The 23,080-nt window shown below is 38.8% G+C and carries 21 protein-coding genes; 12 read left to right on the top strand and 9 right to left on the bottom strand.

Annotated elements, in window-relative coordinates; genetic code table 11:
- Positions 1-71: 71 nt before the first annotated feature.
- The 4 genes from topA to NGC85_RS14525 all read right to left on the bottom strand — a co-directional run bounded on the left by topA (position 72) and on the right by NGC85_RS14525 (position 4,711).
- Positions 72-2,714, bottom strand: a complete 2,643-nt coding sequence (gene topA, locus NGC85_RS14510; protein ID WP_254732086.1) for a type I DNA topoisomerase — start codon at positions 2,712-2,714, stop codon at positions 72-74.
- 33 nt (positions 2,715-2,747) lie between these two features.
- Positions 2,748-3,197 (bottom strand): ammonium transporter, encoded by a 450-nt coding sequence (locus NGC85_RS14515; RefSeq protein WP_254732088.1) that lies wholly within the window; start codon positions 3,195-3,197, stop codon positions 2,748-2,750.
- A gap of 65 nt (positions 3,198-3,262) precedes the next feature.
- Positions 3,263-4,405: a PIN domain-containing protein gene (locus NGC85_RS14520; RefSeq protein WP_254732090.1), complete on the bottom strand. Its 1,143-nt coding sequence runs from the start codon at positions 4,403-4,405 to the stop codon at positions 3,263-3,265.
- A 60-nt stretch (positions 4,406-4,465) separates the two neighbouring features.
- Complete coding sequence (locus NGC85_RS14525; RefSeq protein ID WP_254732093.1) at positions 4,466-4,711, bottom strand: SlyX family protein; 246 nt, start codon at positions 4,709-4,711, stop codon at positions 4,466-4,468.
- Positions 4,712-4,743: 32 nt separating this feature from the next.
- Here NGC85_RS14525 and NGC85_RS14530 point away from each other — a divergent pair, with 32 nt between their 5' ends.
- Positions 4,744-6,654 (top strand): ATP-binding cassette domain-containing protein, encoded by a 1,911-nt coding sequence (locus NGC85_RS14530; RefSeq protein ID WP_254732095.1) that lies wholly within the window; start codon positions 4,744-4,746, stop codon positions 6,652-6,654.
- A 45-nt stretch (positions 6,655-6,699) separates the two neighbouring features.
- On the opposite strand, the gene NGC85_RS14535 is transcribed toward NGC85_RS14530, so the two are convergent.
- Positions 6,700-7,239: an O-acetyl-ADP-ribose deacetylase gene (locus tag NGC85_RS14535; protein ID WP_254732097.1), complete on the bottom strand. Its 540-nt coding sequence runs from the start codon at positions 7,237-7,239 to the stop codon at positions 6,700-6,702.
- Positions 7,240-7,376: 137 nt separating this feature from the next.
- On the opposite strand from NGC85_RS14535, the gene NGC85_RS14540 reads away from it, so the two are divergent.
- The gene (locus tag NGC85_RS14540; protein ID WP_254732099.1) at positions 7,377-8,312 is read left to right on the top strand and encodes a lauroyl acyltransferase; all 936 of its coding nucleotides are present in this window, start codon (positions 7,377-7,379) and stop codon (positions 8,310-8,312) included.
- Between the two features lie 54 nt (positions 8,313-8,366).
- Here the strand turns inward: NGC85_RS14540 and NGC85_RS14545 are convergent, their stop codons facing one another.
- Positions 8,367-10,061 (bottom strand): PT dipeptide repeat lipoprotein, encoded by a 1,695-nt coding sequence (locus tag NGC85_RS14545; RefSeq protein WP_254732101.1) that lies wholly within the window; start codon positions 10,059-10,061, stop codon positions 8,367-8,369.
- A 133-nt stretch (positions 10,062-10,194) separates the two neighbouring features.
- Here NGC85_RS14545 and NGC85_RS14550 point away from each other — a divergent pair, with 133 nt between their 5' ends.
- The 3 genes from NGC85_RS14550 to NGC85_RS14560 are packed head-to-tail and all read left to right on the top strand — an operon-like array spanning position 10,195 to position 13,081.
- Positions 10,195-11,439, top strand: a complete 1,245-nt coding sequence (locus NGC85_RS14550) for a cupin-like domain-containing protein (RefSeq protein WP_254732103.1) — start codon at positions 10,195-10,197, stop codon at positions 11,437-11,439.
- Positions 11,440-11,493: 54 nt separating this feature from the next.
- Positions 11,494-12,378, top strand: a complete 885-nt coding sequence (locus tag NGC85_RS14555) for a DUF6502 family protein (RefSeq protein WP_254732105.1) — start codon at positions 11,494-11,496, stop codon at positions 12,376-12,378.
- A gap of 1 nt (position 12,379) precedes the next feature.
- Positions 12,380-13,081, top strand: a complete 702-nt coding sequence (locus tag NGC85_RS14560) for a hypothetical protein (protein WP_254732107.1) — start codon at positions 12,380-12,382, stop codon at positions 13,079-13,081.
- A 288-nt stretch (positions 13,082-13,369) separates the two neighbouring features.
- On the opposite strand, the gene NGC85_RS14565 is transcribed toward NGC85_RS14560, so the two are convergent.
- Positions 13,370-14,515, bottom strand: a complete 1,146-nt coding sequence (locus NGC85_RS14565) for an endonuclease/exonuclease/phosphatase family protein (protein ID WP_254732109.1) — start codon at positions 14,513-14,515, stop codon at positions 13,370-13,372.
- Positions 14,516-14,703: 188 nt separating this feature from the next.
- On the opposite strand from NGC85_RS14565, the gene asd reads away from it, so the two are divergent.
- The 5 genes from asd (at position 14,704) to truA (ending at position 20,574) form a co-directional block, all read left to right on the top strand.
- The gene (asd, locus tag NGC85_RS14570; RefSeq protein WP_005051259.1) at positions 14,704-15,822 is read left to right on the top strand and encodes an aspartate-semialdehyde dehydrogenase; all 1,119 of its coding nucleotides are present in this window, start codon (positions 14,704-14,706) and stop codon (positions 15,820-15,822) included.
- A gap of 141 nt (positions 15,823-15,963) precedes the next feature.
- Positions 15,964-17,418 (top strand): FimV domain-containing protein, encoded by a 1,455-nt coding sequence (locus NGC85_RS14575; protein ID WP_254732111.1) that lies wholly within the window; start codon positions 15,964-15,966, stop codon positions 17,416-17,418.
- A gap of 61 nt (positions 17,419-17,479) precedes the next feature.
- Entirely contained in the window at positions 17,480-18,730 is a 1,251-nt protein-coding gene (locus NGC85_RS14580) for a FimV domain-containing protein (protein WP_254732113.1), read from the top strand.
- Positions 18,731-18,795: 65 nt separating this feature from the next.
- Positions 18,796-19,761: an asparaginase domain-containing protein gene (locus NGC85_RS14585; RefSeq protein WP_254732115.1), complete on the top strand. Its 966-nt coding sequence runs from the start codon at positions 18,796-18,798 to the stop codon at positions 19,759-19,761.
- Between the two features lie 15 nt (positions 19,762-19,776).
- The gene (truA, locus tag NGC85_RS14590) at positions 19,777-20,574 is read left to right on the top strand and encodes a tRNA pseudouridine(38-40) synthase TruA (RefSeq protein WP_169109839.1); all 798 of its coding nucleotides are present in this window, start codon (positions 19,777-19,779) and stop codon (positions 20,572-20,574) included.
- 49 nt (positions 20,575-20,623) lie between these two features.
- Here the strand turns inward: truA and NGC85_RS14595 are convergent, their stop codons facing one another.
- Entirely contained in the window at positions 20,624-21,631 is a 1,008-nt protein-coding gene (locus NGC85_RS14595) for an AraC family transcriptional regulator (protein WP_005051248.1), read from the bottom strand.
- Positions 21,632-21,861: 230 nt separating this feature from the next.
- Here NGC85_RS14595 and infA point away from each other — a divergent pair, with 230 nt between their 5' ends.
- Positions 21,862-22,083, top strand: coding sequence for a translation initiation factor IF-1 (infA, locus tag NGC85_RS14600; protein WP_001284370.1), 222 nt, complete (start codon positions 21,862-21,864; stop codon positions 22,081-22,083).
- 58 nt (positions 22,084-22,141) lie between these two features.
- Here infA and NGC85_RS14605 read toward each other — a convergent pair whose 3' ends face one another.
- Positions 22,142-22,513 (bottom strand): lysozyme inhibitor LprI family protein, encoded by a 372-nt coding sequence (locus tag NGC85_RS14605; RefSeq protein ID WP_005061240.1) that lies wholly within the window; start codon positions 22,511-22,513, stop codon positions 22,142-22,144.
- A gap of 156 nt (positions 22,514-22,669) precedes the next feature.
- Here NGC85_RS14605 and NGC85_RS14610 point away from each other — a divergent pair, with 156 nt between their 5' ends.
- A complete protein-coding gene (locus tag NGC85_RS14610) occupies positions 22,670-23,059 on the top strand; it encodes a hypothetical protein (protein WP_254732117.1) in 390 nt (129 codons plus the stop codon).
- Positions 23,060-23,080: the final 21 nt, after the last annotated feature.

Raw genomic sequence — 23,080 nt, forward strand, 5'->3', positions numbered from 1 at the left:
TAAATCTTCTATTCTTATTTTATTCGTTTAATAAAAAATGCTAGCGAGTTGCTAGCATTTTAATTTTATCACTACTTGGCTTCAACCCATTTTCCATTTTGGAAAACAAGACTCCACTTGGTTTGCTTACCTTCGACTGTTTCAGAACCTACATATTGCTCTTGGTTCTTACGGCTAAACTTCACTACAGTTGGATTACCTTCAGGATCGACATCAGGTGCCTGTAGTAAAAATTGATATTTAGCATCGAGTTGATCTGCAACGCTACGTAGTTCCGCCACTTTTGGTGCTCGTGTCTCACGAATTTTCGGGAATTTACTTGCAGCCAAGAACAAACCAGCAGCGCCATCGCGCAACACAAAGAAATCATCATGCTTAGTTGAACGCAAATGTTCCATTTTTATTGGATCTACGCGCGGTGGAGCAGGTTGACCACTCTTGAGAACCTTACGCGTATTATCACAGCTTGAACAAGCGAAATAAGGACCAAAACGACCTGTTTTTAGCTGCATTTCACCATCACATTTATCACATGGAATGGTCGGACCATCATAGCCCTTGATTTTAAATTCGCCTTCTTCAAGTTCGTAGCCATCACAATCTGGATTGTTACCGCAAACATGTAATTTACGACCGCCATCAACCACATAACTATCCATTGCTGTACCACATTTTGGACAGCGATGTTTTGACATGAGATCGGCAGTTTCCGCACCATCATCATCCGACAATGCAGCCAATGATTCGACAGGTGTAAGATTTAAAGTACCTTTACAACGCTCTTTCGGTGGCAAATTATAACCAGAGCATCCTAAGAACACCCCTGTGGTTCCTGTACGAACTTGCATAGGGCGCGAGCATTCAGGACAAGCCACATCAGCCACTTCAACAGGTTGATTACGGCGCATACCGTCTTCACCTTGAGCATTAGTCAAACGCTTTTTAAAGTCGCCATAGAATGTGTCTAATAGGTCTTTCCAGTTACGTTCACCTGTTGCAACCTTATCAAGTTGCCCTTCTAAATCAGCCGTAAATGCATAATTCATCAAGTTATTGAAACTTTCATCTAGACGATCTGTAACGATTTCACCCATTTTCTCAGCGAATAAACGGCGATTTTCAAGCTTAACGTAGCCACGATCTTGAATCGTTGAAATAATCGCAGCATATGTCGATGGACGACCAATGCCTTTTTTCTCTAATTCTTTAACTAAAGATGCTTCAGTAAAACGCGCAGGCGGTTTGGTAAAATGTTGGCTCGGATCAAGCTTTTCTAATTTCAGTACTTCACCAACTTTTACAGCAGGAAGCAAGACATCATCATCAGATTTATTGGCACCACGAACACGGGTAAAACCATCAAATACCAGTGTACGGCCTTTGGCCTTTAACTCAACATTTGACGCTTCAACAGTCAACGTCGAAGATAAATATTCTGCTGGTGTCATTTGACAGGCAACAAATTGACGCCAAATCAAATCATATAAACGCTGTGCATCACGCTCTACGCCCGCAAGTTTATCGCCAGTCAAACCAACATCAGATGGACGAATCGCTTCGTGGGCTTCTTGTGCCCCCGCTTTATTGCCATAGCGATTTGGCTTGGCAGGGACGTATTTTTCACCAAAATTTTGTTGAATATGGTTACGCACCATATTCACAGCATCATCACTCAAAAAGGTAGAGTCTGTACGCATATAGGTAATAAAACCACCTTCATACAAACGCTGCGCTAGCATCATGGTTTTCTTCACAGAGAAACCTAAACGCGTACTCGCCGCTTGTTGTAAGGTTGAAGTGATATAAGGGGCGCTCGGATTAACTTTGGTTGGTTTATCTTCACGCAAAGCCACTTTATATTCAGCATCTTTTAATACACTGAGTAAGGCATCGGTTTCGGCTTTATTTTTAAGCTTAAGTGTTTTACCTGCTTGCTTAACCGCTTCTAAGCGAATGTCTTCTTTCTTTGAAATAGTATCTGCAAAAACTTGCCAGTATTCTTCTGGAATAAAAGCACGGATCTCGCGTTCACGCTCAACTACTAATTTAACAGCAACAGACTGAACTCGCCCTGCAGATAAACCACGTGCAATTTTTTCCCATAGTAAGGGTGACACCATAAAGCCCACAACACGGTCAAGAAAACGACGTGCTTGTTGAGCATTGACACGATTAATATCTAAACGAGTAGGTTGTTTAAATGCTTCTTGAATAGCATTTTTAGTAATTTCGTTGAATACCACACGATGGTAACGGCTATCATCACCACCAATGACTTCTCTTAAATGCCACGCGATCGCTTCCCCTTCTCTATCCAAATCCGTTGCGAGATAGATAGCATCAGCATCTTTGGCAAGTTTTTTCAGTTCAGCGACGACATGTTCTTTACCTGGAAGCACTTCATAATGCGCAATCCAGTCATGTTCAGGATCAACACCCATACGATTAATGAGTGCAGTTTGAGCTTTCTCAGCTTTCTGTTCTTCTGTAAGTTTAGCGCGTGTTACAGGCTTTTTTTCAGTAGACTTTGCCCCACCGCCTGTTGGTAGATCACGTACATGACCCACCGACGACTTCACCACAAATTGTGACCCTAGATATTTATTAATGGTTTTCGCTTTTGCAGGCGACTCCACAATCACTAAGGCACGTTTCGTTGCAGCAGAGGCTGGTGCTGCTGTGCTTTTTGAAGCAGAGCGTGGAGTATTCGCCATAATAAATCGTTTTTCCTATGATCAATCAAATAATTAGCGTTGTGCTAGTTCGTGTAAATACGTTTTCATTGCGTCAAGTTGGGTAGCACGGAGATCGCTTTCTTCATCCCAATACACTCCCACACAGTTTGCCTGCATATCAATAGCATAAACTCCTTTTAATGCAATGGGTAAGTCATTAAATTTCTGATCACCTTGCACGACTTGAAGTTTGCCATCAAAGACTCTTGCCCGCATTAATGCTAAACGAGCATCAGGAATGAGCACACTATAATAAGCCACCATACTGGCGCGCTTTTCAGATGCCATCGGAATATTGGTCCATTCAGGCGCGACAATCAAACGTGGGTGCAATCCCATTTTGCGTGCTTGATCGCGCATCATCCCCAATGCTTTTTCTCTTGGGCTAACACGTAAGCCAAAAATTGAACCAAGTACAAACAGTACTATGGCAACAGTTATCCAAATTCCAACATTACTCATAAAGTAGCCCAAAACTTCCTTTTATTAGCGTTACATAAGTTTGAGTTAAAAGGCAAGATGAGTTTTTACATCTCTTCCAAATAAAAATTATTTGATGTTTTCATCACAATTGATTTTTGTATTTTTATTTCATTCAAAAAATAAATGATTTTTTGGAGCTGCTTTTCTTTAGACTCTTTCTGACTAGACTCAAAATGAGGTATCAGTATATCTAGCTGTTGCTGCTGTGGTGATAATTCCAAATTTGACCATATTTTAATATTTTTATTTATATAAATGATTTTTCCATTGTCTAAGTTCTGCACGATGCCATAACGTATAAGAAGCTTAGCTCTATTCTTAACTAAACTATCACTTTCTAACTTTAAAACTGATTTAATTGAGTTATTTAAGCTAGACAAACTCGATGGCTTTCCTTGTTGCTTAATTAAGTAATCACAGTACTCTTTAATTTGCCGTAAATGGAACTTTTCTGAAATATGATAAATTTCAGGCATTTTTTCAATTATATCGATTTCATTCAAGCTTTCATTTTGTACTAATTCAGATTTATTTAAAAAAGTTTTTAAACTCTCTCGATTAAGCGTAATTCCTTGTGCGCTAAACTTAATCATCTTGAAATTCATCAGCGTCTTGATTAACTTTTCAGCTTCTTTAGTCGTGACATTTGCCCATGATTTTACGCCATTTAATAATGCTTTTTCATTACTTGGCATGTTTTTTAGTTTTGAAAGAATACTAACAAGATGCTTTAATTTTGATGTAAAGTCATAATCACTTAAGCTATTTTGAGCTAAGAGTAGCGGTGGTTGCTCTTTTATTTTTTCAATCTCTTTCACCTCCGCAATCATTTTAATTTGCGATGCTTGAAAACCCATTATTTTTAGTAAATCAACAATATATTCTAAAGCTCCATCATTAGACATGACATCAAAACAAGTCTGATTTTTATCCATTTGAATTGAAAGTTGCCCTGCTAAAAATGCGAGACCGAAATCAGCAGCATCTTTACCAATTTTAGGCATTTTAATGACAACCAGCTTTTTCTCCATCACAAAAGGAGAAAATTTAATTAATGCATCTAAACTTAAAGTTACAGGAGACTTTGCATAGACTAAATACACGCAAGCATAAGTTTTCAATAGTTTTAATAGCTCTTTTTCAGTTTTATGAATATTTTCGATATCCAAGAGCAAGACTTTCTTCATTTTTATCTCTAAATGTAAAATCCCCTAATTTCATCACTTTAGCGTTTAAGATTTATTTTATCAATAATGCGGTGGTTTATTACTCATTGGATCAAACGGTGCAATGCCTTCTGACAAATCTGAAGACTCAACACGTTGGTATAAAAGCTGCATTTGTTTCTTTAAAATAGCGATTTCTTGAGTCTGAATTGCGAGCTGTTCATTTAATTGTTCAACTAAATCGTCTAAAAATGCAATTCGGACTTGCAAATCTTCAATGGGTGCGGACAATGACGCGTGATCACCAAAATTTTGTTGTTTAGTCATTTCAGACCTCATCTGAGCTTTTAGGAAACATTATGGCCTATATTACTTTAAGGGATGTCCATCTCGCATTTGGCGGACCAGCCCTACTCGACGGCGCGAACTTTAACCTAGAACGTGGCGAACGAGTCTGTTTAATCGGTCGTAATGGTGAAGGTAAGTCTACTTTACTTAAACTGATTGAGGGAAGCTTATTGCCGGATACAGGTGAAGTTTCAATTCAAAATGGTTTAACTGTTTCAATGTTAGCCCAAGATGTACCAATGGACTCAGGCAAAGTAGCTGATATCGTGGCAGATGGCGCAGGTGAAGCAGCAGCTGTACTTAAAGCGTACCACGAGGCAAGTGATGCTTGTGTGTTAGGTGATATGGAAGCCTGTGATCATATGGGAATGTTACAACACAAGCTTGATCAGCTTGATGGTTGGGCATTAGAAAATAAAGTAAATTCGATTCTCAGTAAAATGGGGCTTGACCCTAATGCTGATCTTGCAGATTTATCGGGTGGTCGTAAACGTCGCGTATTATTGGCGCGTGCCTTACTGACTCAACCAGATGTGCTATTACTCGATGAGCCGACGAACCATTTAGATGTTGAAAGTATTGAATGGCTAGAGAAATTCCTGCTTGATCAAAATAATCTAACCTTATTATTTATCTCACATGACCGTTCATTTGTAGATAGCATCGCAACCCGTATTGTTGAACTAGATCGTGGTATTTTACGTAGCTATGAAGGTAACTATTCACGCTACTTAGATCTTAAAGCACAGCAAATGGAAGCAGAAGAAAAACAAAATGCTTTATTTGATAAAAAATTAGCTGAAGAAGAAGCATGGATTCGCCAAGGCATCAAGGCTCGTCGTACGCGTAATGAAGGTCGTGTTCGTGCACTAAAAGATTTACGTGAGCAGTCGAAAGCTCGTCGCTCACAACAAGGTAAAGTGAGCATGGCGACCCAAGATGCCAATCGCTCAGGTAAATTGGTATTTGAAATTGAGCATTTAAGTGTCGCCTTTGGCGATAATGCGCCGATTATCAAAGATTTTTCAGCACTGGTTCTTCGTGGAGATCGTATCGGTTTAGTGGGCGATAATGGTGTCGGTAAAACCACACTGATTAAAGCGATTTTGGGTGAAATCGAACATGCAGGTTCAGTTAAAACTGGTACTCAATTAGAAGTAGCTTATTTTGATCAGCTACGTAACGCCTTAGACCTTGAAAAAACTGTAATGGCAAACGTTTCTGAAGGTTCTGACTTTGTTGATGTAAATGGTAACCGTCGTCATATCTATAGTTATTTACAAGACTTTTTATTCTCACCAGAGCGTGCACGCACCCCAGTGAAAGCGCTTTCGGGTGGTGAGAGAAACCGTATCTTATTGGCAAAACTGTTATTGAAGCCATCGAACTTAATCGTGATGGACGAGCCTACCAATGACTTAGATATGGTGACACTTGAGTTACTTGAAGAGATGTTATCTGAGTATAAAGGCACTCTGTTATTGATCTCGCATGACCGTGCTTTTATGGATAATGTCGTGACTTCAACTTGGGTTTTTGACGGCAAAGGCAATATTGATGAATACGTTGGTGGTTATCAAGATTATTTAGAACAACGCCCAGATGACAAAGTTGTCGATCAAAAAAGTGATGTTAAGAAAGCGCAAGCCAAAGCAGAAGCCGCCGCCGCCGCGGCATCAACGCCTAAAAAAGTCAAACTCAGTTATAAAGACCAACGTGAGTTAGAACAACTTCCGGCTGAAATGGAAAAACTTGAAAAAGAACAAGCAGAACTTTCAGCAAAGCTTGCTGATGGCTCTTGGTTTGTTTCTGACGCGAATGCAGCGACGTTAGCGAGTCAACGCCTTGCAGAGATTGAAGAATCTCTACTTGAAAAATTGGAACGTTGGGACATCTTAGAAAATATGTCTAAGGGCAACTAAAACAGACCAAAGTGACTATCTCTTCGGGGTATAGTCACTTAGTTTTTAAAGCTGATTATTTAAAGAAAAATCAGCTTTAAGTAATTGGTAAAGATTAAAATTTTCTTCATCAAAACAGACAAAAACCACCTCCTGTACGAATTGACTTTGAATGAGTTCTTCATGAATTATTTTCAGTGCAATTTGGGCAGCGAGCTGTTTAGGAAAACGATAAATTCCTGTTGAAATATTCGGAAAAGCCATAGATTTCAGTTCCAAACTTTCGGCAAGTCTAAAGCTATTCCGATAAGCATTTTCCAACAATTTCTCTTCATTGTTTTGACCACCTATCCAAGTGGGTCCAACAGTATGAATAACGTATTGTGCAGGAAGCTTTCCAGCCGTAGTAATAACCGCCTCACCTATCGCACAGCCACCTTGTTTGGCACGAATTTTCTGACAATCCGCCAAAATCTCCGCACCACCTCGACGATGAATTGCTCCATCTACACCGCCACCACCTAACAATGAAGTATTCGCAGCATTCACGATTGCATCAACCTCTATTTGAGTGATATCACCTTTTTCAATAATTATTTTTTTCAATTTTTAGTCTATACTTTTTCTTTTAAACACGTACTTTACAATAGAATAAATGGAATCTGATGTTACAAGTGAGAATTAAAAACACACTTCGTGATACACTTCTCAAAAATTCAACTTAATTCACATTTCTAAGATCTATGAGCCAACATCAGTCTTATATTCCTGGCGAATTTCGATGGGAATTTTTATTACCTAAATACTGGAAAATCTGGATTGCCATTACATTTTTAATGTTATTGGCAATACTGCCTTGGGCAATTCAATGGCGCATTGCTCATGGCTTAGCCGCTGTATGTTGGCATTTGCTGAAATCACGTCGTAAAACCACGCTCAGAAACTTAGAAGTTTGTTTTCCAGAATGGTCGCCCGCTGAAGTCGAAGCTCAAGCAAGACAAGTATTTGTTGATATGATGATTGGCATGTTTGAAACCTTGAATGCGTGGTACTGCCCAAAATGGTTCAAGGATCGTCATCATATCGAAGGTTTAGAACATCTTAGAAATGCACAAGCACAAGGCAAAGGCGTTTTATTCTTAGGTACACATAGCACCTTACTTGATGCAGGTGGTTATCTTTGCGTGCAATATTTTCAACTCGGTGTGGTCTATCGTCCACAGAATAATCCGATGTTGGATATGTTGATTTATCGTTGTCGGGCAACGATTTATAATCAGCAAATTGATCACGATAATATGCGTGGTTTGATTCGACAGCTCAAAGATGGTGAAGCAATTTGGTATAGCCCAGATCAAGATTTTGGTTTAAAGCAAGGCGTCATGGCGCCATTTTTTGGTGTTCCTGCTGCAACGGTAACAGCGCATCGTCGTTTACTTAAAATGACGAAAGCAGTTGCAATTCCTATGTATTTTTACCGCTATGGTGATATTCGTAATCCACAATACAAAGTTTTGCTCGAACCCGTTGTTGATAATTTGCCGAGTGAAGATGAACTTGCAGATGCAATAAGAGTGAATCAAATTATTGAAAATCAACTGCGTATCGCACCGACGCAATGGATGTGGTTTCATCGGCGTTTTAAAACCCGTGCCGAAGGTTATGACTGTATTTATTAAAACCTGAAATAAAAAAATCTGTGCACTGAGGCACAGATTTTTTTAAGTGAATCATTATGGTAAAGCGCGATTCACAAAAATTGTTTTCATGTTGTTTCCAAAGGTAATACTTTCAGCCAATACAGAACGCCCATCGAGTAAATGCCATCCTAAAAGTCCTTGGTGGGTTAAACGTTCATCCATCAAAGCAGTGCTATCGCCACTATCAATAATGCTATCATCAAAAACTTTATACTGAACAGAAGCAGCTAAGTTAGGTTGAGTGCTATCTTTTTCAAACACAAAACCAACTTGTCCATTTGGCAACTCTAATTCGAAACGATAAATGAAGCCCTGTGCTTTTTGAGCATCTAAAATAGCCTGAACTTCATTTGCTTTTGCATTTGATGCTGAAGCAATCCAACGATATTCATATGTGCCGTTGTGCGCGTTGCTATTACTACAAGCAAATGCGAACTGCGAACCGTAGATATACTCTGCAAAGAAAATACGGCAACCTTGACTACCGAATTGATTAGCTGCTACTTCCCAAGTCGCCTTATCTTTCACCGTAGTTTGAGCAACCTCTTTGGTTAAGATGCTATATATCGCAGTATCGCCAACACGTTTTTCGAAAATATTGTTGTAAACGGATGGCTTACTGTCAGCAAGACGTACAATCGCTTGTTGCTTATATATAAAGCCTAAACTTGCCTGCTGCGTTAATTGCGTTTTCCATAGTGCATATCGTGCTGCGGCTGTCGCACCTGCACCATCCAAAACTTTGTATTGATATTTAACTGCACTCGCTGAGTTGTCTTTTACATATAAATTACGATCGTCTCGCGCATCAATGTATAGCTCAAAAGATGCCGTCTCCGATGTGGTTAGCGTATCAAAGTTCGCGTGATTTAAACGATAACCTGCATTTGATTGTGTATCTAATTGCGTTTGTAATTTCTGTAAACTTGGTTGAACATCAGCTAATAAAGCTTTAGCTGAAGAAACTACTGTTGTTGGTGCTTTTCTTTGGAATCGCTGAATGCTCGATTTTTTCCAACACACACCCTGCGTCGCATTTAAGTTTATAGATTGAACATATTGATCAATTTCACTTCCCACTGGGTTTGGTTTATTTTCTAATAAACAAAAAGTATTGGCATCTCTAAATGCAAGCACACCCGCAACACTTTGCGAACCACTACGACTTTTAACCATAACGGTATGATATTTCGTTTTATTCGCTGTAATCGCATTGCCAATATTTTCAAGTACTAAGCCACTGGTTGGACCACCATCTAATTTAAGATCACCTTTAACAGAACCTGCACATTGCGGTTCAGTGTATTGCTCACTATCTATAACAAAATCAAGTGCATTACTTTGAGTCTGATAATTTTCAACCACCAATCGAAACGCACCTAATGATGAGTTATTACAGTAAGTTGATTCCCATGTGCCAGCAAAAGCTTGGGCAGGCGTAGGTGTTGGAGTCGGAGTCGGAGTCGGAGTCGGAGTCGGAGTCGGAGTCGGAGTCGGAGTCGGAGTCGGAGTCGGAGTCGGAGTCGGAGTCGGAGTCGGAGTCGGAGTCGGAGTCGGAGTCGGAGTCGGAGTCGGAGTCGGAGTCGGAGTCGGAGTCGGAGTCGGAGTCGGAGTCGGAGTCGGAGTCGGAGTCGGAGTCGGTTTATTATCCGATGATGAACTTCCTCCGCAACCCACTAATGCAGCACAAGTCATACTTATTGCTATTTGAGTCCATATATTTTTCATTGCTGAGCCCTCTGTGTGATTTTTTCACATATTATACGTGTGAAAATTTAACACTTTTCTTCTTGAGTGCAAATGTTTTTATGCTTAAATTAATAACAGAAGGTCAAATCTTTATATTGATGGGTCAAGATGTATGGATACACATGCTAATTTAATAAAGCAATTCAATGCATTACCTGAAAATTGGAATGCATGGTTAATCGAAAATATACAAAGAGGTTGCGCTCCAGAGGAATTAGCTCAAATTTTATTAAGAGAGGGATTAATTGATCCAACTAAAACGAGTATGCATTCCAATCAACAAGCTCAGGAACATTTGAGCTGGTTAGAAGAAATCGTCGAACAAAAAAACCGATCTAATCCTGCACAAGATTTGACCCAAGAACAAAAAACTTGGCTGGCACAAGCCTTATTTGAACAAAAGACTAAAGAACAGATTTATCAAACGCTTAAAGCGCAAGGCTTAAATGAAATTGACATCGCCAATGAACTAGTTCACTTAAAACAAAACCCCTATTTTAAAATTGCTCAACAACAGCATTTTTTATTACAGAAACGAAATTGGTTATTGGATACCTTAGATCGTTTTGCTCGTTTAAACATTGCTTACAATGAAATTGAGCGAATTCAAGTACCGAGTTTTGAACATTTTGTTCAGCATTATTACAGTCGGAATTTACCTGTGATTTTAAATAATGCGATTGATCATTGGGATGCACGGAAAAAATGGTCTCCTGAATATTTTAGAAAAACGATTGCTGATAAAAAAATTGAAGTTCAATTTAATCGGGAACGCGACCCTTTATTTGAAAGGAATTCGATTCAGCATAAAACACAGATGACGATGAATGACTTTGTAGATTTGATAGAACAAAACCCACATTCAAATAACTTTTATATGACGGCAAACAATGCCAAAGCAAGTCATTCAAATTTTTCGGAATTGTTTAAAGACATTGGTGAATTTCATGATTTCACTGATCATCAACACGTTCGTGAGCGTAGTTTTATCTGGTTTGGACCTAAAGGAGCTTTTACCCCTCTTCATCACGACCTTACCAATAATTTTTTAGTCCAAATTTATGGCAAGAAAAAAGTGACGCTGATACCAGCGATGCAGACCCCGCATTTATATAATGATGTTGCCGTGTTTAGCCAAATTGCCGATCCGCATGATCCACAGATGATTGAACAATTTCCTGAGCTAAAAAATTGCTCTAAAATTGAACGTATTTTAAATGAAGGCGATGCTTTATTTATTCCGATCGGTTGGTGGCACTGTGTTGAGAGCCTACACGTGTCTATAAGTGTATCTTTTACTCATTTTAATATTGATAATGGCGGTGCCGAATCATTCCCCTATCCTTCGCAAATTTAAAGGGATAGATAATTGAAATAGGCTTGTTCAAAAAAATTTGATAATGGTGTTTATATGGAAAAACCAATCGACCAAATGATGATTAGCACCGAATTAAATCCTGCAAATGCACAAGGAATTATTCCCCAAGATGCAGAAACCACATTGGAAAGTATTTTTCCGATGATGCAGCATATTGCGCGTTGGCTTATTCATTCAGGCGTTGGTTATACCGATTTCGTTGCAGCCTTAAAACCAATTTTCTATGATCAAGCTTTGGCGGAATTAGAACGAATTCAGCAAAATAAAACAGATTCAGCGGTCAGTCTTTTATCAGGATTACATCGTAAAGATGTGAGTGCGTTTAGACAGCAAGCCAACCAAATAAATGCAGAGATGACTCCAAATTTTGCCATTAGTGTCCCTGCTCGTGTCATTGCACGTTGGATTGCACTTGATTTACCGCATCAAATCCCTGTCTCTGGCGACGAAAATAGTTTTGAAGCATTGGTTCGATATATTTCAACTGAGAAACACCCTCGCTCGATTCTATTTGAACTACAACGTCTAGGTGTCGTAGAACAAAAAGGATCGGATGTCATTTTACAACAACATAGTTTTACGCCAGATAATCAGATGCAAGAAAGTAAGGCATTATTTTCAGCAAATTTAACTGATCATCTCGCAGCAGGTGTCGACAACTTTATCAGTGAGAAAACATTTACGCATCTTGAACAAGCAGTTCATGCCGAAAAACTCACTTTAGAGTCCATAGAATCTTTGCGTCAACTCAGTATTGAACTTTGGCAGAACATGGCAAAACAATTACTGAATGCGGCCATTCAATGCTGTGAAAAAGACCAAAACCAACAAGATGCGACTTACCAATTTCGTTTAGGAATCTATCAATATGATAAGGAAACAAAGCTGCAAATTCCTTATCAATATAAGGATAAATAAAATGAAGCGTTTCTGTTTGTCACTTTTACTTTACAGCGCCACCATAAGTCTAATCGGCTGTGGCGAAAACTTTTTGGCTGCCAATGTAAGCCTAGGTGGAAGTGGTTCAGGTACGCAAAAACCAGTTCCCGGAGGCAATGATAATTCATCCAATCCATCAACTGGCGATGGAGATGAACACTATGAATATGTGGCTAAAATTCCTGCCGAATCAGAAAGTACCTGCTCGGGTGTACAACGTCGGATGAGGTTCATTTATGCAGATAATAAGCAACCTATACCACCTGAAACCATTCGATCACTCGCAATCTCACCTTTACAAATTGAGATTGAAAACACCACACCGAATTATGTTTATGCGCTTACTCCGCTCTGTCGTCAGATTGATTTTGAAATTGGGACGATGAATATTCTGCCCGGGGAATCTCTCAAATGTGCGGCTGATCAAGATAGCCTTCAAGTTTTAAAGCCTTTTGAAATACGACGTTATGAAGTAGATCTGAAGTTTGCTGAAACTCAAGAACCTATTACCGTAAACTATTATTCTTTCTATAGTACAGATTTACCTAAAAATGAAACTGTATGGGATAAATGTGAAGCAGCTCAGATCACAGTTATCATGCAAAAGCGTCTTATTCCAAAAGTGATTGCTGAAGAGCCAACCATTCAACTTCCTATTACTGAAGCTGAGCCGATGCCTTAAGTAAGGTAAGAAAAGTCAAATAAGATGTAACGATTTAAATCCATACATTAAAAAATTAAAACCCGAGTTTCGCATCCTGCTAAACTCGGGCAAATGAGGTTGTGCTTTCACTCTTTGTTTTTATCCTGCTTCCATCGCATGCATCATATCCATAATGCTTTTTCCTTCTCAGCGTCGCTATCCTTAATCGGAAATCCATTCCTGCGTCCCTGTGCTGATGTATTTAGAATAAACCTTTTAATCAATTCGGACTATTCGTTGTAGGCCTAAATCCCTGTACGATAATGCTTACACCACAGTTTGCCTATCTTGAATATTCATCATCTTTTTATGCGGCTGCGCAAGACTATCTACCACCTTTTTTTCTTCACGTTCAGCTTTTTCTATTCCTTCTTGAATCGCCTGCTGTGCTTCCTCTTCATCATCTTCTGTCTGTTCAAGTTCTTGCTGTTCTTGCTCAAATACAGTCGATGTTTGCAAAACTACATACACTGGAAAATGATCCGAACCAATATGATCTAAACGTTTCATATCGACCAATCCAAAGTCTGTACTATGAAAGACATGGTCAAGTGACCAGCGCAATAATGGATAATCAGCATGGAAGGTATTCATAAAATAACGACCAACGCGTGGATCAAGTAACCCGCTGATGCGCTGAAATAGCCGCGTGGTTCTTGACCATGCCACATCATTAAGATCTCCCATAACAATACAGCTTTGATCTAAATCTTTAATACGATCACCAATAATCAAAAGTTCAGCATCTCTTAAAGTTGAATCTTTCGCCTCCGTGGGACTTGGTGGCTTCGGATGTAAACAATACAGCTGTACGATATTTCCTGCATTCAATGTTAATGTTGCATGTATCGAAGGAATCTCATCACTCAAGATAAATTTGATTTCAGACTCAATTAAGGGCAAACGGCTATATAAATGCATGCCATATAAATTATCTAAAGGTACTGCAACTCGATGCGGATAATCTTTTTCAATTGGCTGTAAAGCATCTTGCCATTTTTGATCGGACTCAAGCGTAAGCACAATATCAGGTCTAAGATTTTCAATATGAGAAAGCAGTAGATGATATTTATCATTTGGTGTTAATACATTCGCGACCAATAATGAAATTTGTTGATCCTGATTGATCTGTTCTGGTTTAACTTTCTGAACTTGTTTCTTCCATATAGGTGTATAGGGTAATACCATTTTTAATTGATAGGCCACTGCTGCAATAGTACAGAATAATAAAATCTCCCTGTCCAAACTCCATTCAGCATCTATAAATAACAAGCCGAGTAAAGCAAAAATTCCGATCGCTAGAATTTGCAAACGAGGAAAGTCGGCTCCCCTAAACCACCATTCATCACGAGGGATTAAAGACCAAACACTTAGCCAAATAACCAATACTGCGCAAATCTCAATCCATATCATTTCATTTTACTCTTAGAGATCCTGTGGATTTTTCAATAAAGTTATGGCTTTATCAATTTTGTATCTAATATAAACAAGTTATTCCACTCAACAAAATTATCGTTTTATTTACGTAACGCTTGCAGTTGTGGTCGCTTTTGATACACTCAAACCCCTTTAAAGTTTTTTACATACCGAGGCACAATGACATGAAAGTAGGTCTGGTCGGTTGGCGTGGGATGGTTGGTTCTGTCCTTATGCAACGTATGGTTGAAGAGAATGATTTTGCTCATATTGAGCCATTCTATTTTTCTACCAGTAATGCAGGTGGCGAAGCTCCTTCATTTGGTGGTAAGACTGCCCCAGCACTTATGGATGCATCAGATATTACCAGTCTGAAGCAAATGGATGTCATTTTAACCTGTCAAGGTGGCGATTATACTTCAGATGTATTCCCAAAACTAAAAGCTGAAGGTTGGGATGGTTATTGGATTGATGCTGCCTCTACATTACGTATGGCTGATGATGCCATTATTGTACTTGATCCAGTGAACTTAAATGTGATCAAAGATGGTTTAGTTAATGGAACTAAAACATTTGTTGGCGGTAACTGTACTGTTTCATTGATGCTCATGGGTTTAGGCTCGCTGTTCCAAAATAATTTGGTGGAATGGGCAACCTCAATGACTTATCAAGCAGCGTCGGGTGCTGGTGCGCAAAATATGCGTGAACTAATCACAGGTATGGGCTATTTATATAACAATACTAAAGCGTTATTGGATGATCCAAAATCTGCGATCCTTGATATTGATCGTCAAATTGCAGACTTGCAACGGGGTGAAGGTTTTCCAAAGTCTAACTTTGGCGTACCACTCGCTGGCTCTTTGATTCCATATATCGACAAACAACTCGAAAGTGGTCAATCAAAAGAAGAATGGAAAGGTCAAGTTGAAACCAATAAAATCTTGGGTAATCAACAAATCGTTCCAATCGATGGCCACTGTGTTCGTATCGGTGCAATGCGTTGCCACTCACAAGCAATCACTTTAAAGTTGAAAAAAGACGTTGCGCTTGATGAAATCGAAGATATGATTCGCCAATCAAGCCAATGGGCAAAAGTTGTTCCAAATACCCGTGAAGCGTCAATGACAGATTTAACACCTGTAGCCGTAACAGGTACATTAACTGTTCCTGTTGGTCGTTTACGTAAGCTCAACATGGGTAAAGAATATCTAGGCGCATTCACTGTAGGTGACCAACTTCTTTGGGGTGCAGCTGAGCCATTACGCCGTATGTTACGTATTCTTGTAGAATACAAGAACGACTAAGCAAAAATCACCAAAAATAAAAAGCCGATCACATTTGATCGGCTTTTTTTATGTCATTAAATTTGAAGAATTTACAATTCATTTACATCACGGTAATGTATACTTTTTACCGACTAAAACATCACTTTTTCATGGATCGAGATGACTGTTTATAACAAATTAAAAATTGCCATTTTAGCCATATTTTCTTCGCAACCTCTTTATGCGATTACACTTGACCCATTGCAAATTCAATCTGCGCCAGGTGAGCTACTCTATGCTGAAATGAGTTTTCATCAAGCCAATAGCAATGATAAGTTAGATGTTAGCTTAGCGACGCCAGAAGATCTGATGATGATTGGTGCAGCTCATCAACCACCCAGTGGTTTAAACTTTTACACTCGCCGTAACACTAAAGGTGAAGGTGTTATTGTTATCACGTCTACCCGTCCAATGATTGATTCTGAACTCAATATTATTCTCAAAATCCAAGAGGGTAATGCCAGTCATTTAAAACATATCAAGCAGCCAATACGCCAAGGCGTTAAAAACAACATCGCAAAAACAAATAATGAAAAATCGCTTACGCCAAAATTTATTGTGAGTGAGAAAGATATTGCACTGAATTTACCTGAAAGCACTCATTTTAATACAGCGACCCCTAGCCCAAAACAGCAAAATATTAAACAAGAAAACCTGTTAAATGCACCATTTACCCTACCGCCAGTATTAAATAATGCACAAGCAAGCACTTCTGCACCAACTGCAATTTCAACGGTGTCTTCAGCTAATTTACAGCAACCAACAGCTGTTGAAGTGAAAGCTGCTCAAGAAAAGATTATAAAAGCAGCAAACCAAATAGCTACAACGCCAACTGCAACACAGCAAGACAACAAGCCGATCGCTGAAACTGCTAAATCACCCGAGCCACTGTCACCTGTTGAAGCTGAATTAAAAACCACCGATAAAAAAGAGGTTGAGCCAAACAAAGTAGCGCCTCTTCAAGTAAAACAACCTGCTATTGAAAAGAAGAAGCAAAAGACACCAACACTACCTGTAGAAGCTGCAGAGGGTCAAAAACAACATATCGTACAACGTAATGAGTCATTATGGCGTATTGCTCAACGTATCTCGGCACAAACTCAACAACCAGTCGCACAAGTCATGAATCAGATCAAAGTTCAAAATGAACATGCATTTATTGATGGCAATGCGAATCGACTAAGACAAGGTTCTCGCTTAAACTTTAATCTCAATAGTATTCCTGTTCGATCAAATCAAACAGTGAATCAGATTGCAACACAGACTCCTCGCTCACCATCAACTAAAGCTAAATATCGCTTACAACAAGCGGAGATGTCTCTCGTTGCAGAAAGCAATCAAGATTCAAGTACAGGAAGTGCGAAAAAAGACACATTGCAGCAAAAAACCAGTGCAGACTTATCATTAAAAGTTATGACAGCACGAGAAAAAACCGTTACATTACAAAGAAACGTAACACAGTTAGAGTTAGCATTACGTACTAAGGAACAACGTATTCAGCTATTAAATGCTCGACTTGCTGAGTTGCAAGAACAGTTGAAAGCACAGCAAGAAACTAAAAAGCCAACACACTAAGTTACGAGAACATTCTCATAAATTTGCATAAAAGCGGCTCTATCTTTAAGGGGTATAGATCATGTCAACTGTAATCATTGTACTGCTAGTCATTGTACTAGTCGTTGCAATCGTTTTAAAAAAACGCGCTGACAACCAAAGTTCAGCAACACCTAAAAAAGGTACTGCTGCAAAAGCAACGAAGAAAGTAGCTGCAAAAAAAGTTTCACGTACGACGTTGGCTCGTGAAGAACAAGAACCAGCCCCACAAACGACTACAGCAATTTCTGAGAGCTTACGTCAAAAAATTGAACAACAGATTACCGATAAAAACTATCAAGCTGTTGAAGCTCAAATCAATCAACTATTAAAACAAAATAATTCACAGCATGAATTATATTTATTTTTATTAGATATACATTTAGCACAAAAAGATGACTTTGCTATTGATCAACTGATCAAGCATATCAAAGCATTAAAACTAGATGCTATAACTGAAGCAGCTGAAGCAAAACAACGTGAATATGAAAAAAATAAGCAACCTGATTCAATTGAATTCAGCTCTAGCTCAAACCATTTTCATCAAACTACGCCACCAGTAGTAACGCCTGCACAAAACAATAATGCCGATTTTGATGCACTCGCGAAATCACAAAATACTGAATCATTTGATGATTTACAAACTGAATTGGTTGCGCCAATAGCGCAAGAAACACCAGTTGAAACAGCTCCTGAAGTTCAACCATTAGATTTCAACTTTACTTTTGAGCAAAAACAAGTTTCTGAGCCAGTCAGTCTTGAAACTGAAACTGTAGAAACAAAAGATCATCAGCCATTAGAGTTTTCTTTTAACTTAGATGCTACTCCAACAGCTGAGCCAAGCAAAACAGAAGAAGTAAAACCAGAGTTAGACTTTAATTTTTCTAATTTAGAAGTAGCGTCCAATACAACTGATGTTCAAGATGTTGCCATTGAAGCACCAAGTCTAGATTTTAATTTTGATCAACCTCAAGCTAAAATTGAACAGCAACCTGTTATTGAAAAATCAGAACTTTCATTTGAGCTCGCTGAATCAACAACTGTAGAACCTGAAGCTGAATTTTCTGCACCGATTACTCACAGCTCTAATGTAGTTACAAATGATCCGTTAGTACAATCATTCCCTGATCTACAGCAACTCAATGAAGCACAGCTGAATTTAGATCTTGCAGAGCAGTATATTGAACTGGGTGCGTATGCTTCAGCAGAATTACTATTGAACAATAGCCAGCCACTCTTTAATCCAGAACAACAACAACTTTCGCAAAAGTTACTCAATAAAATAGCTTCCTGAATTTGATCAGTCTAATATAAGCAGTCTCCTTAGACTGCTTTTTTTATGATGAATAACTTTTTATTATGAAAACAATTGCTTTAATTTATATGGGTGGAACATTCGGTTGTATTGGTGAACCCCTCATGCCAATGCCTGAACAAGATTTCCTACCACTACTTGCTAAAATCATTCCTCATCATTTAAACGTCGAATGTTTTGCCGCACCTACTATCATAGACAGTAGTGCTTGCACAGCGCAGGACTGGTTACGGCTGGTTCAACAAGTTCAACAATTACAGTTGAAGGGTTTTCAGCACTTTGTGATTATTCACGGAACGGACACTTTAAGCTACGCGGCTGCCACACTCGCTCGTTTTTTAGGTCAATCTTGTCACGCAATTATTACAGGTAGTCAATACCCTCTGCTCAATGTAGAAGGCAATGATACGAGAGAATTTACAGATGCACTTGGTAATCTTTACTTAGCACTAGAACAGGTGCTGACCTTACCAACCGGTGTTTATCTTGCATTTCATGAACATGTTTTTCATGCACAAACGACTTTAAAAGCACATACCACAGAGCTGGATGCTTTTGTTGGAATTGCAGCAGATCAAGACTGTGAAACGAATTCAGATTATTTAATTGTAGAAAATCAAAATATTGAAGATTCAGCTCAACTCAGTGTACTTAACCTTATGTTGCAGCCGATCGCGAAACAACAATTGATTGCGCAGTTAAAAAATCTTTTGATTTCCCCACCAAATTTTTTAGTCCTACAAGGATTTGGAACTGGCAATATTGCAGTGAATGCTGAGATTCTAGGGCTATTTACCGCATTATATGACAAGCAATGTGTACCAATTATTAGCACCCAAGTCACGTTTGGAAAACTTGATCAGCGTTATGCAGTGAGCTCATGGATTCAATCAACTAAAGTTTTAGTGAATGATTGCCATAGTCATGCTGATTTATATGCAAAAATTTTGCAAATGTATTTAAAATACCCGACCCATGATCAAAGGTTTGAACATTGGCATCAACACTAATATTGAGGTTAAGACATGCAACGTTATGCAATCGGTATTGAATTTTGCGGTACTCAATACCGTGGTTGGCAAACCCAACAAGCTGGCATTGCAAGTGTTCAAGAAACAATTGAAAAGGTTCTGAGTAAAATTGCTGACCAAGCAATTATATTGCATGGCGCTGGCCGTACTGATGCAGGCGTGCATGCAACCAATATGGTTGCTCATTTTGATACTACAGCGATTCGCCCTGAGCGAGGCTGGCTTATGGGCGCGAATAGCCAGCTTCCTAAAGATATAGCAATTCAATGGATCAAGTGTATGGATGAAAGTTTCCATGCCCGTTTTAAAGCAACAGCTCGTCGTTATCGCTATGTGGTCTATAACGCACCAACACGTCCAGCACTTTTATATAAACAAGTCACTCATCTTTACCAAACGCTTGATGTAAAGAAAATGATTGCTGCTGCATCAAAATTTGAGGGCACGCATAATTTTGAAACTTTCCGTGCTGCTGCATGTCAGTCCAATCAACCTATTCGCCATGTGAAGCACTGTCGTTTATTTGAGCATGGTCGATACTTAGTTTTAGATATTCAAGCAGATGGTTTTTTGCATCATATGGTGCGTAATATCATGGGATGTTTACTTGAAATTGGTCAAGGCATGTATGAGATTGACCATATTGACACTATGTTTGCTGCACAAGATCGTACGGCTGCAGGTATTACGGCTCCTGCCGATGGCTTATATTTTATCCAAGCGCAATATCCTGATCAATTCGATCTTCCACAATTAGCTTTAGGGCCACATTGGCTCAATTTACCTGAATAAAAAAAGCCTGATCTAGTTTGGGATCAGGCTTTTGTATTTTTAAAATAGATTAACGTTGTTTTCTTTTACGATATTCAACAGGCGTTTCATTGGTCCAACGCTTGAATGCGCGATAAAAAGTACTCGGTTCAGAAAAACCCGTTAAATAGACAATTCTCTCAACACTTTCATTGGTATTCGCGAGTAATTTTTTCGCTAGACGACAGCGATAATCAGAAAGAATTTGCTGAAAACTCGTATTCGCCTCACTCAGTTGCGTTCTTAAACGTCTAGGTGTAATCGTTAACTGTGCAGCAACCGTTTCTAAGGTTGTTTCTCCACTTTCTAAGGTTGAACCAATCGCACGGCGAACCTCGCCCACAAGATCATAACGAGCAAGCTCTTGAAGTTTTTCAATGGCTAATTGCTCATGTAGCTGTAATAACTCAGGTTCAGCTTGCCATAATGGATAATCAAGCACAGCAGCATCAAAATAAAGACGAGTCGCCTTTTGCCCTAAACTTACTGGACAACCGTAGACACGAAAATACTCATCATCATCTGCGCCTTCACTAAAGTTAAAGTCAATATAAATTGGCTGAAACTGTCCTTCAGTAATAAATTTAAAGAACCTTAGAATGCCTGACATCGCACATTCAGAAAAGTGACGATTCACGAGATTATCGGACCAAAATTGCTCTGCATTGGTTAGATAGCAACGACCATCTTCGACGACAAGCTTTGCATCAAAAGCATCACTAATAAGTCGTTGATACGCCAAAGCGCGCTTTAGCCCTTCCCCAAACGTTTCACTACTGATAAATAAGTGTTCAATAACTTGACCACGATAAAGAGGTAAATGTTCGCCTAGATGTAATCCTATATCTGGATCTTTGCTGACTTCCTGTGCAGCGATCCAAAATGCGTTTTGTGCGCTTAATGGTGTTCTGGCATTAGTATCGATTTGGTTGAGTGCCACACCTGCCTTTGTTAAAATTTCTTCAGTTGGCAATCCTGCTTTACGAATTGCCTGATAACCAAAGCGCAATACAACTGATGCATCTGTTAACTGACCCACGCAGTGCCCTTCCCTGTTGATACTTTATTGTGACAATAACGATAATTTTAGATTAACGTTGATTGACCAAACTGACAACAATATTCTGATAGTTTTGTTAAAAAAAATTATCGATTGTCTAACAGTTTTTCCTCATTTTTGACTAAAAAGCATTAAGAAGACTTAACCTTGTAAAATTTAAATAAATTGACTATAATTTGCGCCTTTCCAATTTGATCATCAGGTAGGCCATGGCCAATAAAGAGGAACTCATTGAGTTCGAAGGCGTTGTCACCGAAACGCTTCCTAATACGATGTTCCGTGTACGTTTAGAAAACGGTCACGAAGTTATTGCTCACATTTCTGGTAAAATGCGTAAACACTATATCCGTATTTTGACTGGCGATAGTGTTAAAGTTGAAATGACACCTTATGACTTAACAAAGGGTCGTATCACTTATCGCGCACGCTAAGATTAGTGATTGCAAAAAAGCCACTTAAAGTGGCTTTTTTTACGACCTTATTTTCCTGCTATTCACTTAAACGAGTCGTCTTACAACCCACCGTTTGACATTCACGTAACCGTTCTAAAAGCCAATGATTGCGTTGTTGTGTGGTATTTAAGCGACATTCTACATTGACGCTATTCTGTTGATCATCCGTACACTCTGCATCACGATGACGAATCCAAGCAAGTTGTGATTTTTTTAGTATTTTCTGTTGAGTTTGATTTAATTGCGCCCTCAATAACTGATAGTTTTTATTTAAGTCCGCATCCGCACTCGCATATATTTTATTTGTACAGTAAATATCATCATAAGTATTGCGTGTTTTATCACAATTATCCGCATAAATAGTTGTTGATAAAGCACCGACAATAAGTCCAAATATGAACTTTTGCATCAAGTCGTCCTCATTGCATAATAATAAAACTATCTAAACATATTTTGCATTTGTTGAACATTACCCTCAAATAGACAAGTCCGTATATTTTTGTCTTTATTCTGTTTTAGGAATAGAATAAAGACATATAAATATAATCAATGCAGGGAAATAAGCGTGATTCATTCTAAATATTTTATCTTAGGCTTGGGTTTAATTTTACAAGGGTGCGCGACACCTGCATGGCAATCAACCAATCTTCAAGATTATCTACAACCCTATATCGGTCAATCAGTAGATCATATTGAACAAAATCTTAATCTTCGAAGCTTAGGATTTCAGACTCTAAAACACCCTCAAAAATCTAAAGAACATTTAATTTATACAGTTCTTCGCCCAATGAATATTCCCGTACCTTTAAACATGGGAACCTCAGATGGTTCACGACTTTCTACCAGTACCACCTATAGCCAATCATACGATGTCAATTTCTATTGCCATATTATTTTCAAGCTTGATCAACAACAAATTGCACGCTCAATTCGTTATGAAGGTAAAGCTTGCTAACTAATCATAGAGAATAAAAAA

Origin of the sequence: Acinetobacter sp. Z1 (assembly GCF_024296945.1) — a bacterium.
In the GTDB taxonomy this organism is placed as follows: domain Bacteria; phylum Pseudomonadota; class Gammaproteobacteria; order Pseudomonadales; family Moraxellaceae; genus Acinetobacter; species Acinetobacter beijerinckii.